Raw genomic sequence first — 11,796 nt, forward strand, 5'->3', positions numbered from 1 at the left:
GGCGGGGGGCTGTCTGCCCCCCGCACCCCCCGAGGGTATTTTCGAAACGGAGAAGGGTTGGGTCATGGACGATGCGGCGCCGGTGACGGTCGATCTGAAGGCGGAGTATGAAAGCTCGGGCGTGCGCGAGATCTTGGATGAGCTGGACCGCGAGCTGATCGGGCTGGCTCCGGTCAAGGAGCGCATTCGCGAGACTGCCGCTTTGTTGCTGGTCGACCGGGCGCGGCGACAGATGGGGTTGGCACATGAGACACCGACCTTGCACATGTCCTTTACTGGCAATCCGGGCACCGGAAAGACCACGGTTGCGCTGAAGATGGCCGGGCTGCTGCATCGCCTGGGCTATGTCCGCAAGGGGCATCTGGTCAGCGTGACGCGCGATGATCTGGTCGGGCAATATATCGGCCATACCGCCCCCAAGACCAAGGAAGTGCTGAAAAAGGCGATGGGCGGTGTCCTGTTCATCGACGAGGCCTATTACCTGTATAAACCGGACAATGAGCGCGATTACGGGCAGGAGGCGATCGAGATCCTGCTGCAAGTGATGGAGAACAATCGCGACGATCTGGTGGTCATCATGGCCGGTTATGCCGACCGGATGGACCGCTTCTTTGCCGCCAATCCGGGGTTCCGTTCGCGTATCGCCCATCACATCGAATTCCCGGATTACAGCGATGAGGAGCTGGAGCGGATCTCGGCCGCGATGCTGGCAGGGCAGGGCTATGTCATGGATGCTGGCGGGCGGACCGCGATGACCGAATATGTCCGCCTGCGCCGTGAGCAGCCGCATTTCGCCAATGCCCGCAGCATCCGCAATGCCTTGGACCGGGCGCGGTTACGTCAGGCAAATCGACTGTTTTCCGGCGCGGGCGTGGTTGACGCGAAAACGCTTTCCACGATAACGGAGGCCGATATTCGTGCGAGCCGCGTCTTTTCCGGCGGGCTCGACATTGACGGCAGCCGCAGGAAGGATTTGCCATGAGCTTCGACCGCAGCATCAAGATCGCCCCCTCGATCCTTTCGGCTGATTTCGCGAATTTCGGGCAGGAAATCCGCGCAGTCGAAGATCAAGGCGCAGATTGGGTCCATGTCGACGTGATGGACGGGCATTTCGTGCCGAACATCACCTTTGGTCCCGCGACCTGCAAGGCGATCCGCCCGCATATCCGCGGCGTGATGGATGTCCATCTGATGATCTCGCCGGTCGATGCCTATATCGACGCTTTCGCGCAATCGGGCGCTGATTTCATCACCGCGCATCTTGAAGCCGGGCCGCATATCCACCGCACTTTGCAGGCGATCCGGGCAACCGGGGCCAAGGCCGGTCTGGCGCTGAATCCCGGCACCCCGGTCGAGGCGGCCAAGGGTCTGCTGGATGATGTCGATCTGGTCTGCATCATGACGGTGAACCCCGGCTTTGGCGGGCAGAAATTCATCCACAGCCAGATCGACAAGGTCCGCGCCTTGCGTGCCATGATCGGCGACCGTCCCGTCCATATCGAGATCGACGGCGGCGTCGATCCGACCACCGCACCCCTGGTGGCCGAGGCCGGTGCCGACGTGCTGGTCGCGGGTTCCGCCGTGTTCAAGGGCGGCTCGGTGTCGAACAGCGCCCCTTACGGCGATAACATCCGCGCCATCCGGGCTGCCGCCGAGGCCGCCTTGCGTTGATCCTGCGGGGACGGGGGGCTAGGATTCCCCTGTTCCAACCGGAGGACGTTGCCCTGACTGTATACGAGGGAAACCGGCTTTGATCTGGCGCGGCGCGACAGCCCTTGCGGGTTCCGCCCTGCGCCTTGCTGCGCCGTTTTCGGGGCCGGATCTGCATGAACGTCTGGCTTTGACCGGCCCCGAGGTGGTTCCGGGCGGGATCTGGCTGCATGCCGCCAGCGTCGGAGAGCTGAACTCGGCGCAGGTGCTGATCGAGTCGCTGGCGGGCGAACTGCCGCTGACCGTCACCACCAACAGCCGCACCGGCCGGGCCTTGGCGCGCAAGTTGGGCTATGCCGCCGTGCTGGCCCCGCTTGACGTGCCGCAGGTGCTGGAGCGGTTTTTGCATCGGGTCGAGCCCTCGGTTCTGGTCACCGTCGAGAATGAGCTTTGGCCCAACCGTTCGGCCCAGGCCGATGCACGGGGCGTGGCGCAGGTCGTGGTGGGCGCGCGGATTTCGGCCCGCTCGGCGGCGCGTTGGGCCAAGGTGCCGGGACTGATCCATCCGATGCTGGCGCGACTGTCGGCGCTGTCGGCGCAGGATGCGGGCAGCGAAGAACGGTTGCTGCAACTGGGCCTGCAGCCGCAGGCGGTCTGCGCGCGATTGAACCTGAAGCTGCTGGGTCCGGCGCGGGTTCAACCGGGGCCGGACGGGCCGGGGCGGGCGCTGACGGTGCTGGCGGCCTCGACCCATGAGGGCGAGGATGAACTGGTCGTCGATGCCTATCTGGCGGCGCGGCTGGCGGTGCCGGCGTTGCGCCTGATCCTTGCCCCACGCCATCCCGAGCGCGGCGATGCGGTGGCCGCGATCCTCAAACAGCGCGGGCTGGATTTCGTACGGCGCAGCCAAGGCGGCGGTCCCGAAGCAGCGGTCCTGCTGGCCGATACGCTGGGCGAGATGGCTGATTGGTATAGAAGCGCCGGGATCTGTATCACCTGCGGTTCCTATTCCGACCGGGGTGGCCATACACCGTGGGAGCCCGCTGCATGGCGCTGCGCCATTCTGCACGGTCCCGATGTCGCGAACCATGCCGCCGATTACGCCGATCTGGACGCGGCGGGGGCGGCGATGGCTGCCCTCGGACCGGATCTGGCTCAGGCGCTGACCCGGCTTGCCCGCGATCCTGAAACACAGCGCCGCATGGGCAAGCTGGCGCGGGATCAATTGCTTGCGCGGGCTGGTGATCCCGCGCCATTGCTGCGGCGGATCATGGATCTGGCGCGCGGCAGGCTTGCATAACCCCGCCCCACACCTGATATCTGTCGGGAAAGGAGCCGACCATGATCCGCTATGACCTGCGCTGCGAAAAAGGCCATCAATTCGATGGTTGGTTCCGCTCGTCCGAAGGGTTTGAGGCCCTGAAGAAGGCGGGTCAGGTCGCCTGCACGCATTGTGGTTCAGTTGTGGTCGAGAAGGCGCTGATGGCGCCGGGGATCGCGGTATCCGAGGTGAAATCCGACCTGCACAGCCCCCGCAACCCGCAGGAGGCCGCGCTGGACAAGCTGCGCCGCCAGGTCGAGGAAAGCTCGGACTATGTCGGCATGTCCTTTGCCGCCGAGGCCCGCGCCATGCATGAGGGCACCGCCCCGGAACGCGCGATCCATGGCGAGGCCAAGCTTGAGGATGCCCGCAAGCTGCTTGAGGACGGGATACCGGTCGCTCCGCTGCCCTTCCGCACGCGCCACGGTGCCAACTGAACGGGCATATCATCGCAAATTGACGTGAGCGCGGCCGCCCTTGCCTGTCGGACAGGGGCGCCAGCACATAATTTGCCTGCATTCCCCAGTTGCAGGAGCGCCGATGCCGACACAACAATCCGAACCGCTGCCGCTTGGCGATACGATACAACGCTATGGGCTGGTCAGCCGCATCCTGCATTGGAGCATGGCGGCGCTGCTTTTGTGGCAGTTTCTGGGCATGGGGCTGAAGCTCACGCTGGGGCGCACGCCCTTGGTGTCGTTCTTTACCGGGTCGCATCAGATGGTCGGGACGGTGCTTTTCGTGCTGATCCTGGCGCGCGTGATCTGGACCATCGCCAATCGCCGTCATCGGCCCGCGCATGGCGATGGCCTGCTGGGTCTGGCGGCGCGCGCAGGGCATATGGCGCTGTATCTGGTGATGCTGATCGTCCCTGCGGCAGCGATCCTGCGGGCCTATGGCTCGGAGCGGGTCTTTGCGCCTTTTGGGTTCCAGATCTTCCCTGCGCAGCAGCCCGAAATCGGCTGGATGGTGGGGATCGGCGACGCGCTGCATGGCGAGCTGGGCTGGCTGATGCTGGCGCTGATCGCGGGGCATGTCGTCATGGTCGGCCTGCACCAAGCCATGTGGCGCGATGGCACGCTTCAGCGCATGGCGGGCCGTCCCCGGGGTTGAAGACGTATTTTTCGTTGATCGCCAACGGTTGCGATGTCACCATTCGGTCATGATGAATGCAGCCTTTGGGATGTCCCAGCCGCAAGATCGCGTGGCCTTTGACCGGGCCGAGCTTGGCATGATCCTGTCCGTCTATGGCCGGATGGTCGCTGCGGGCGAATGGCGCGACTATGCCATGTCCTTCCTGCGGGAGGTCGCGGTGTTTTCGGTCTTTCGCCGCGCCGCCGAACATCCGCTGTACCGCATCGAAAAGCGCCCCAAGATGCGGGCGGCGCAGGGGCAATATGCGGTGATCGCCATGGACGGGCGTATTCTGAAACGCGGGCATGACCTGGCCAATGTCCTGCGCGTGCTGGAAAAGAAGCTGATCCGCCCGGTCGAGTGATCCGCTATTCCGGCTTGATCTTGACCGCCGTGCCGCGGGCGAATGAATCCAGCCGCCCCTTGGCCGCGTCCTGCGTGTTCACGATGCCCGCCACCATCGCCTCGGCATAGGCGGCGTCGAAACCGGACATGTTCTGCATGTGGGAAATGGCCGAGCAAACCGCGAAGTTCGACAAAGGCGTGTTTTGCGCCGCCAGCCGCGCCAGTTCATAAGCCTTGGCCTCGCTGTCCGGCACCCGGTATTGCGCAAGGCCGACGCTGACCGCCTCATCCCCCGCGTAAAGGCGTCCGGTCAGCATCATGTCGACCATGCGGGCGCGGCCGATCAGGGCGGGCACGCGGATCGTCGCGCCGCCGCCGGTGAACAGGCCGCGCTGGCCTTCGGGCAGGCCGAAATAGGTCGTCTCATCCATGACCCGGATATGCACGGATGACGCCAGTTCCAGCCCGCCGCCGACGACCGCGCCTTTCAGCGCTGCGATGACCGGCAGGCCAGCATATTCGATCTTGTTGAAGGCTTCGTGCCAGCGCAGGCAGATGCGCATGAATTCGGCGGGGCTGCGTTGCTCGCGCCCGTGTTCGACCAGATCCAGCCCGGCGCAGAAATGCGGGCCTACCGCCTTCAGCACCACGGCGCGCGCCCCGGATGAGGGCAGGGCGGTGAAGACGCCGATCAGCTCCTCGATGGTCTGAGCATCCAGCGCATTGCGCTTGGCCGGGCGGTTCAGGGTCAGCGTGGCGATGCCCTCGTCGTCGATGTCGAAGAGCAGGTTCTCAAGCCGCAATTCCGAGATGCCCAGCATGGTCTAGCCTTTCGTGATCCAGTGAATGACGGCGGGAAGCGTGGCGATGCTGGCCGCAGTGGAAATCAGGATGGCGGTCGAGACGCGATGCGCGGCCACCCCGAAATATTGCGCCAGTATATAGACATTGCCCGCGACCGGCAGGCTGGCGGCGGCGATCATCACCGCTGCCGAGAAGGGTTCGACATCAAAGATCAGCAGCGCGGCGATGGCCACGGCCAAGGGATGCAGGATCAGCTTGGCGGCACTGAGCCACAGCGCCGGGCCCAGCCGCTCGGCCGAGCGTCCGGCAAGGCTTGCGCCGATCGCGAATAGCGCGCCGGGCGTCGCCGCAGCGCCCAGAAGCGACAGGAATTCGTCCAAAGCGCCGGGCATGGGCAGGTGCAGCCGCGCCCACAGCAGCCCTGCCACCATCGAAACGATCATCGGATTGGCGACAATGCCGCGCGCCAGCGGCCCGATGGTCGCCAGCGTGATCCGCCCCTGCCGCGCCCCGGTGACCAACAGCGTGATCAGGGTCGAGAAGACGACAAGGTCAATCGTCAGCACCATCAGCACCGGCCCGATTGCGCCCTCGCCCAGCAGCACCACCAGCATCGGCACGCCCAGAAAGCCGGTATTGCCGATCATGGCGGTATGGGCCTCCATCGCGGCCTCGGCCAAGCGCAGGCCACGCCAGCGCGCGACAGTCATGGCCAGCGCCCAGACCGCCAGCGAGCCGCCCAGATAGGCCATGACAAAAGCGGGATCGAACAGGCGCTGGACATCGACGTTGGCGGCAAAGCGGAACAGCATCGCCGACAGCGCGAAGTAAAAGACGAATTTTGTCAGCCAGCCGGTTGCTTCCTGCGGAAAGAACCTTGTCCATCCCGCCAGCCAGCCGGTTCCGATCAGCAGGAAAAAGGGCAGGGTCTTCAGAAAGATCTCAAGCATCGGAGCCGCGTTCGACAAGATATTCGGTGGCCCCGTCGGGCAGCGCCGTGCTGGACAGCAGATGATGCCCGGATTCGGCGCAGAAATGCGGGACATCGATCACGGCGGCGCGGTCGGTGGCGATCAGGGTAACCCGCGTCCCGGGCGGCAATGCCACCAGCCGCTTGCGCAGGCGCAGGACCGGCAGGGGGCACAACAGGCCGCGCGCGTCGATGGTCAGGGTCATGCCGGGGACTGCACCCTTGCAAGGCACCACGGGATCAGGTCGCCGGGGACGATCTCCTCGGCCATGTCGCCGGCGAAGGCGCGAAAATCGTCCAGTTGCTCGGTCGGGACCGAGAGCAGCACCGGCACGTCTTGCGCCAGTGCATGGGCGATAAAGTCGCGAAAACCGCCGCCGAAGGATTCCTGCTTGCCGAACTTGTTGACGATGACCAGATCGACGCCTTGGGCCAGCGCTGCCTCGGCCCGGCCAACAGCTTGGGCAAGCGCGTCGGTATCAAGGCGGCAACCCTCGGAGCAGTTGCCCAGATCCTGCGTGATGCCGATTTCGGGTCCATCATCGCCAAGGATGCGCAATTCCATGTCGCAGACCTGATCCGGGCCGCGGTCGATGTTCTTCTGGATCGCCCCCGCCAGCCGGAGACCTTGCGCGGCAAGGGCGCGGGCGGTTTCGGCCAGCAGCCTGTCGGCCGAACCGGCAGTGTCGGTGATGGTGACGAAGCCAAGCATCGGCGTTCCCTTTCAAGGTGGCCAGAATAGCCCCGGCTGCGGCGGGCGCAACATTGGGTATTTAAGAAACGGTGAAGCCCTCAGGCCATTTCGGCCAGCGGCCCGTACAGGATCAGCGCCGGATGCGTGCTGGGACCTTCCGCCTTGAGAAGGGCCGCAAGCCCGGCGACGGTGGTGCGCAGCAGCCGTTGATGCGGGTGGCCCACGGCCTCGGCCAGCAGGGCGGGGGTGTCGGGCGGCAGGCCGTTTTCAATCAGTTGCGCGGCCATGTCGGGGAAGGTGCGCTGCCCCATGAAGACCACCGTGGTCGCATGCGGATCGGCCAAAGCGGCCCAGTTCTGGTCGCCCGGCAGGCCGCCGGTGACATCGGCGCCGGTGATGAATTGCAGCCGCCTTGCTGTCAGGCGCCGGGTCAGCGGGATGCCCGCCATCGCCGCTGCCGCCATGGCCGAAGGGACGCCGGGGACGATCTCGAACGGGATGCCTGCGGCGCGAAGGGCGGTGATTTCTTCCTCAAGCCGCCCGAAGACGCCTGAGTCGCCGGATTTCAGCCGAACCACATGCCGACCGGCGCTGGCATGTTCGACCAGCAGCGCATTCACGTGCTCTTGCTTGGCCGAGGGGCGACCGGCGCGTTTGCCGACGGCGATGCGCAGGGCCTGCGGTCCGGCCTGATCCAGCACCGGACCCGAGGCGAGATCGTCAAACAGCACCACATCCGCGTCCTGCAGGCGGCGGATAGCGCGCAGCGTCAAAAGCTCGGGGTCGCCCGGCCCCGAGGAAACGAAACTGACCATGCCGTTCGGATCGCTCATGTTTCCGCGATGCGGCAAAATAGCCGTCAAGGCAAGGGGGTGGTGCGTGGATGGACAGGCGACTTGCCGCATCGCGCTGCATTTGCCATATAGCGCGCATCCGAGACCCTGGGGATCACATCCATGTTCCGAGCCCGTCATCTTCTGGGGATCGAGCCTCTCGCCCCGGCCGAGATCACCACGCTTCTTGACCTAGCCGAAACCTATGTCGATCTGAACCGCCGCACGGTAAAGCATTCCGATGCCTTGGCCGGGATGACCCAGATCAACATGTTCTTCGAGAACTCGACCCGCACCCAGTCCAGCTTCGAACTGGCGGGCAAGCGGCTGGGTGCCGACGTGATGAACATGTCGATGCAGAACAGCTCGGTGAAGAAGGGCGAGACCCTGATCGACACCGCGATGACGCTGAACGCCATGCATCCCGACCTGCTGGTCGTGCGCCACCCGCAATCGGGTGCGGTCGATCTGCTGGCCCAGAAGGTGAATTGCGCCGTCCTGAACGCGGGCGACGGGCGGCATGAACACCCGACGCAGGCGCTTCTGGACGGGCTGACCATCCGCCGCGCCAAGGGGCGGCTGCACCGCCTGACGGTGGCGATTTGCGGCGATATCGCCCATAGCCGCGTCGCGCGCTCGAACCTGTTCCTGCTGGGCAAGATGGAGAACCGCCTGCGTCTGGTCGGTCCCGCGACCCTGATGCCTGCGGGGGCCCGCGACTGGGGCTGCGAGGTCTATGAGGACATGCGCGAAGGCTTGAAGGGCGCCGATGTCGTCATGATGCTGCGCCTGCAGCGCGAGCGCATGGATGGCGGCTTTATCCCCTCGGAGCGGGAATACTACCACCGCTGGGGTCTGGATGCCGAAAAGCTGGCCTTGGCGGCGCCGGATGCGATCGTCATGCATCCCGGCCCGATGAATCGCGGCGTCGAGATCGACGGCACCATTGCCGACGACATCAATCGCAGCGTGATTCAGGATCAGGTCGAGATGGGCGTGGCCGTCCGCATGGCCGCGATGGACCTGCTGGCGCGCAATCTTCGTGCCGAACGTGGCGCCAAAGCCTCGGAGTTGATGGCATGATCCTGCACTTCCAGAATGCCCGCCTGATCGATCCCGAGGCGCAGGCGGTCGAGGAATCGACCCTGACCATCCGTGATGGCCGTATTGATGCGGTGGGCACTGATGCCCCCGAAGGGGCCGAAGTGATCGATTGCGGCGGCAAGTATCTGGCCCCCGGTCTGATCGATTGGGGCGTCAAGATCGGCGAGCCGGGTGAGCGTCACAAGGAAAGCTTCCGCAGCGCGGGGCTGGCCGCCGCCGCCGGGGGCGTCACCACGGTGATCGCGCGCCCCGACACGATGCCGCCGATCGACACGCCGGAATCGCTGGAATTCGTCACCCGTCGCGCGGCGGATGCGCCGGTGAACATCCATCATATGGCCTCGCTCACCCGTGCCCGCGAAGGTAGCGAGATGGTCGAGATGTCCTTCCTCCAGGACGCCGGCGCGGTGGCCTTTACCGATGGCGTGCGCGTCGTTTCCGACACCCGCCTGATGTCGCGCTGTATGACCTATGCGCGGGGCCTTGGCGCGTTGATCGTGGGCCATCCGCAAGAGCCGATGCTTTCCAAGGGGGCGGCGGCGACCAGCGGGAAATTCGCTTCGCTTTACGGCCTGCCCTCGGTCTCGCCCATGGCCGAGGTGATGGGTCTGGACCGCGACCTTGCCTTGGTCGCCATGACCGGCACGCGCTACCATGCCGACCAGATCACCGTCGCGGCCAGCCTTCCGGCGCTCAAGCGCGCGCGCGAGGCGGGGCTTGACGTGACCGCCGGGGTCTCGATCCATCACCTGACGCTGAACGAATTCGACGTCGGCGATTACCGGACATTCTTCCGCTTCACCCCGCCCCTGCGGGCCGAGGATGACCGGCTGGCCATGGTCGAGGCGGTTGCCGATGGCGTGATCGATGTCATCGCCAGCTTCCACACCCCGCAGGACGAGGAATCGAAGCGCCTGCCCTTTGCCGAGGCGGCCCCCGGCGCCGTCGGCCTGCAGACCCTGCTGCCTGCCGCGATGCGGCTTTACCATTCCGGCGGGCTTAGCCTGCCGCAGCTGTGGCGGGCGATGTCGCTGAACCCGGCGAAACGGCTGGGGCTGGAGGCCGGACGTCTCGGCACCGGTGCGCCCGCGGATCTGGTTCTGTTCGATCCGAATGCGCCCTTCGTGCTGGACCGCTTCACGCTGCTGTCGAAATCCAAGAACACGCCCTTTGACGGGGCGCGGATGCAGGGCCGGGTGCTGGGCACTTGGGTCGCAGGCACGCGCGTCCACGGAGAAGCGGCATGACCGTCATCCTTTGGGCCGTCATCGGCTACCTGCTGGGCTCGATTCCCTTTGGCATCGTCATTACCCGCGCGCTGGGTCTGGGCGATCTGCGCAAGATCGGCTCGGGCAATATTGGTGCCACCAATGTCCTGCGCACCGGCAACAAACCCGCCGCGCTGGCAACCTTGCTGCTCGATTCCGGCAAGGGCGCGATTGCGGTCCTGTTGGCCCGGGCATTGGCCGGACCCGAGGCCGCGCTGGCCGCAGGCGCCGCCGCCTTCCTTGGCCATCTTTTCCCGGTCTGGCTGGGCTTCAAGGGTGGCAAGGGCGTCGCCACCTTCCTCGGCACGCTGCTCGCGCTGGATTGGCGGCTTGGCCTGATCGCCTGCGGCATCTGGCTGCTGACTGCCTTGATCGGGCGTATTTCGTCGCTGTCGGCGCTGGTCGCAGCGGCGCTGACGCCGTTGGTTGCGCTATGGCTGGACGGGCCGTTGATGGCTGCGGTCACGGCGTTCATGACGGTGCTGATCTTCATCCGCCACCACGCCAACATCACCCGTATCCTTGCCGGAACCGAGCCCCGGATCGGCAAGAAGGGCTGATTTCACCGTTCCGGAAATACCCCGGGGTCCGGGGCAGCGCCCCGGCAGCCCCAGTTGAAATCAGCGCGTCGGCACGGGCTCGGGGCCTGCGTAATCATAGAAACCGCGCCCGGTCTTGCGGCCCAGCCAACCGGCCTCGACATATTTGACCAGCAGCGGGCAGGGGCGATACTTGGTATCGGCCAGCCCGTCATGCAGCACGTTCATGATGGCAAGGCAGGTATCCAGCCCGATGAAATCCGCCAGCTCCAGCGGCCCCATCGGATGGTTGGCGCCCAGCTTCATCGATTCGTCGATGGATTTGACCGAGCCGACGCCCTCATACAGCGTATAGACTGCTTCATTGATCATCGGGATCAGGATGCGGTTGACGATGAAGGCGGGGAAATCCTCGGCGCGGGTCGCGGTCTTGCCGATCTTTTCGACGACAGTGATCAGCGCGCTGAAGGTTTCTTCATTGGTGGCGATGCCGCGGATCAGCTCGACCAGTTGCATGACCGGGACCGGGTTCATGAAATGCACGCCCATGAAACGCTCGGGCCGGTCGGTGCGGCTGGCCAGCCGCGTGATCGAGATCGACGAGGTGTTCGAGGCCAGGATGGTTTCGGGCTTCAGATGCGGCAGAAGCTCGGCAAAGATCGCGTGCTTGACGGATTCGCGCTCGGTCGCGGCCTCGATCACCAGATCGCATTGCCCCAGTTCGGCCAGCGTCACCGTCGTGCGGACGCGTCCCAGCGTCGCTTCGCGGTCGGCGGCCGAGATTTTGTCCTTGCTGACCTGACGGTCCAGGTTTTTCCCAATCAGGATCATGGCCTTGTCCAGCGCCTCGGCCGAGATGTCGGTCAGGACCACGTCGTAGCCGGCCAGCGCAAAGACATGGGCGATGCCATTGCCCATTTGCCCGGCGCCGATCACGCCCACTGATTGAATCGTCATGGTTCCATCCCCTTCAACTCCGCCGAGACGATAGGGGCAGAACGCGCTTTCGTTCAATGTAAAAACCGCCCGGAGGCCGGGCGGTTTCGGAACGTCATTTCGGGGGCTCTGCCCTCGATCCCTGCGGGATATTTGCGCAGGAAGGAGGCGTCAGAGTTTCTCGGTCAGCTCGGGGAT

At 65.2% G+C, this 11,796-nt stretch carries 15 protein-coding genes; 9 read left to right on the forward strand and 6 right to left on the reverse strand.

Annotation, left to right across the window (positions count from 1 at the left end):
- Positions 1-64: 64 nt before the first annotated feature.
- The 6 genes from cbbX (at position 65) to GL300_RS22610 (ending at position 4,469) form a co-directional block, all read left to right on the forward strand.
- Positions 65-982: a CbbX protein gene (cbbX, locus tag GL300_RS22585; protein WP_155041939.1), complete on the forward strand. Its 918-nt coding sequence runs from the start codon at positions 65-67 to the stop codon at positions 980-982.
- On the forward strand, positions 979-1,671 hold the full coding sequence (gene rpe / locus GL300_RS22590; protein WP_155041940.1) for a ribulose-phosphate 3-epimerase: 693 nt from the start codon (positions 979-981) through the stop codon (positions 1,669-1,671). Before cbbX ends, rpe begins: the two co-directional genes overlap by 4 nt.
- A gap of 79 nt (positions 1,672-1,750) precedes the next feature.
- Positions 1,751-2,950 carry a 3-deoxy-D-manno-octulosonic acid transferase gene (locus tag GL300_RS22595; protein ID WP_155041941.1) on the forward strand — a complete coding sequence of 400 codons (1,200 nt, stop codon included), beginning with the start codon at positions 1,751-1,753 and terminating at the stop codon, positions 2,948-2,950.
- 41 nt (positions 2,951-2,991) lie between these two features.
- Positions 2,992-3,408, forward strand: coding sequence for a DUF1178 family protein (locus GL300_RS22600; RefSeq protein ID WP_155041942.1), 417 nt, complete (start codon positions 2,992-2,994; stop codon positions 3,406-3,408).
- 103 nt (positions 3,409-3,511) lie between these two features.
- Positions 3,512-4,084: a cytochrome b gene (locus GL300_RS22605; protein WP_155041943.1), complete on the forward strand. Its 573-nt coding sequence runs from the start codon at positions 3,512-3,514 to the stop codon at positions 4,082-4,084.
- A 70-nt stretch (positions 4,085-4,154) separates the two neighbouring features.
- Positions 4,155-4,469 (forward strand): DUF2794 domain-containing protein, encoded by a 315-nt coding sequence (locus tag GL300_RS22610; RefSeq protein ID WP_343043173.1) that lies wholly within the window; start codon positions 4,155-4,157, stop codon positions 4,467-4,469.
- A 4-nt stretch (positions 4,470-4,473) separates the two neighbouring features.
- Here GL300_RS22610 and GL300_RS22615 read toward each other — a convergent pair whose 3' ends face one another.
- From GL300_RS22615 to cobA, 5 genes are all read right to left on the reverse strand, one after another.
- A complete protein-coding gene (locus GL300_RS22615) occupies positions 4,474-5,271 on the reverse strand; it encodes a crotonase/enoyl-CoA hydratase family protein (protein WP_155041945.1) in 798 nt (265 codons plus the stop codon).
- A gap of 3 nt (positions 5,272-5,274) precedes the next feature.
- On the reverse strand, positions 5,275-6,204 hold the full coding sequence (locus GL300_RS22620) for an AEC family transporter (protein ID WP_155041946.1): 930 nt from the start codon (positions 6,202-6,204) through the stop codon (positions 5,275-5,277).
- Complete coding sequence (locus tag GL300_RS22625; RefSeq protein WP_155041947.1) at positions 6,197-6,430, reverse strand: sulfurtransferase TusA family protein; 234 nt, start codon at positions 6,428-6,430, stop codon at positions 6,197-6,199. The genes GL300_RS22620 and GL300_RS22625 overlap by 8 nt, the downstream gene beginning before the upstream one ends.
- Positions 6,427-6,936 carry a DUF2478 domain-containing protein gene (locus GL300_RS22630; RefSeq protein WP_155041948.1) on the reverse strand — a complete coding sequence of 170 codons (510 nt, stop codon included), beginning with the start codon at positions 6,934-6,936 and terminating at the stop codon, positions 6,427-6,429. Before GL300_RS22630 ends, GL300_RS22625 begins: the two co-directional genes overlap by 4 nt.
- Before the next feature lie 80 nt (positions 6,937-7,016).
- The gene (gene cobA / locus GL300_RS22635) at positions 7,017-7,751 is read right to left on the reverse strand and encodes a uroporphyrinogen-III C-methyltransferase (RefSeq protein WP_155041949.1); all 735 of its coding nucleotides are present in this window, start codon (positions 7,749-7,751) and stop codon (positions 7,017-7,019) included.
- Positions 7,752-7,874: 123 nt separating this feature from the next.
- Between cobA and GL300_RS22640 the strand changes: the two genes are divergently transcribed.
- The 3 genes from GL300_RS22640 to plsY are packed head-to-tail and all read left to right on the forward strand — an operon-like array spanning position 7,875 to position 10,683.
- Positions 7,875-8,834: an aspartate carbamoyltransferase catalytic subunit gene (locus GL300_RS22640; protein WP_155041950.1), complete on the forward strand. Its 960-nt coding sequence runs from the start codon at positions 7,875-7,877 to the stop codon at positions 8,832-8,834.
- Positions 8,831-10,102: a dihydroorotase gene (gene pyrC / locus GL300_RS22645; protein ID WP_155041951.1), complete on the forward strand. Its 1,272-nt coding sequence runs from the start codon at positions 8,831-8,833 to the stop codon at positions 10,100-10,102. The genes GL300_RS22640 and pyrC overlap by 4 nt, the downstream gene beginning before the upstream one ends.
- Positions 10,099-10,683 carry a glycerol-3-phosphate 1-O-acyltransferase PlsY gene (gene plsY / locus GL300_RS22650; RefSeq protein ID WP_155041952.1) on the forward strand — a complete coding sequence of 195 codons (585 nt, stop codon included), beginning with the start codon at positions 10,099-10,101 and terminating at the stop codon, positions 10,681-10,683. The genes pyrC and plsY overlap by 4 nt, the downstream gene beginning before the upstream one ends.
- A 60-nt stretch (positions 10,684-10,743) precedes the next feature.
- Here plsY and GL300_RS22655 read toward each other — a convergent pair whose 3' ends face one another.
- A complete protein-coding gene (locus GL300_RS22655) occupies positions 10,744-11,619 on the reverse strand; it encodes a 3-hydroxybutyryl-CoA dehydrogenase (RefSeq protein WP_155041953.1) in 876 nt (291 codons plus the stop codon).
- Between the last annotated feature and the right edge of the window lie 177 nt (positions 11,620-11,796).

This window comes from Paracoccus litorisediminis, assembly GCF_009711205.1.
GTDB classification, from domain to species: Bacteria; Pseudomonadota; Alphaproteobacteria; order Rhodobacterales; family Rhodobacteraceae; genus Paracoccus; species Paracoccus litorisediminis.

Coding starts and splice junctions, on each gene's coding strand:
- plsY (WP_155041952.1), top strand. CDS start 10,099: ATGACCGTCATCCTTTGGGCCGTCATCGGCTACCTGCTGGGCTCGATT.
- GL300_RS22625 (WP_155041947.1), bottom strand. CDS start 6,430: ATGACCCTGACCATCGACGCGCGCGGCCTGTTGTGCCCCCTGCCGGTC.
- GL300_RS22640 (WP_155041950.1), top strand. CDS start 7,875: ATGTTCCGAGCCCGTCATCTTCTGGGGATCGAGCCTCTCGCCCCGGCC.
- GL300_RS22605 (WP_155041943.1), top strand. CDS start 3,512: ATGCCGACACAACAATCCGAACCGCTGCCGCTTGGCGATACGATACAA.
- GL300_RS22615 (WP_155041945.1), bottom strand. CDS start 5,271: ATGCTGGGCATCTCGGAATTGCGGCTTGAGAACCTGCTCTTCGACATC.
- pyrC (WP_155041951.1), top strand. CDS start 8,831: ATGATCCTGCACTTCCAGAATGCCCGCCTGATCGATCCCGAGGCGCAG.
- GL300_RS22655 (WP_155041953.1), bottom strand. CDS start 11,619: ATGACGATTCAATCAGTGGGCGTGATCGGCGCCGGGCAAATGGGCAAT.
- GL300_RS22600 (WP_155041942.1), top strand. CDS start 2,992: ATGATCCGCTATGACCTGCGCTGCGAAAAAGGCCATCAATTCGATGGT.
- cobA (WP_155041949.1), bottom strand. CDS start 7,751: ATGAGCGATCCGAACGGCATGGTCAGTTTCGTTTCCTCGGGGCCGGGC.
- GL300_RS22630 (WP_155041948.1), bottom strand. CDS start 6,936: ATGCTTGGCTTCGTCACCATCACCGACACTGCCGGTTCGGCCGACAGG.
- cbbX (WP_155041939.1), top strand. CDS start 65: ATGGACGATGCGGCGCCGGTGACGGTCGATCTGAAGGCGGAGTATGAA.
- GL300_RS22610 (WP_343043173.1), top strand. CDS start 4,155: ATGTCCCAGCCGCAAGATCGCGTGGCCTTTGACCGGGCCGAGCTTGGC.
- GL300_RS22620 (WP_155041946.1), bottom strand. CDS start 6,204: ATGCTTGAGATCTTTCTGAAGACCCTGCCCTTTTTCCTGCTGATCGGA.
- rpe (WP_155041940.1), top strand. CDS start 979: ATGAGCTTCGACCGCAGCATCAAGATCGCCCCCTCGATCCTTTCGGCT.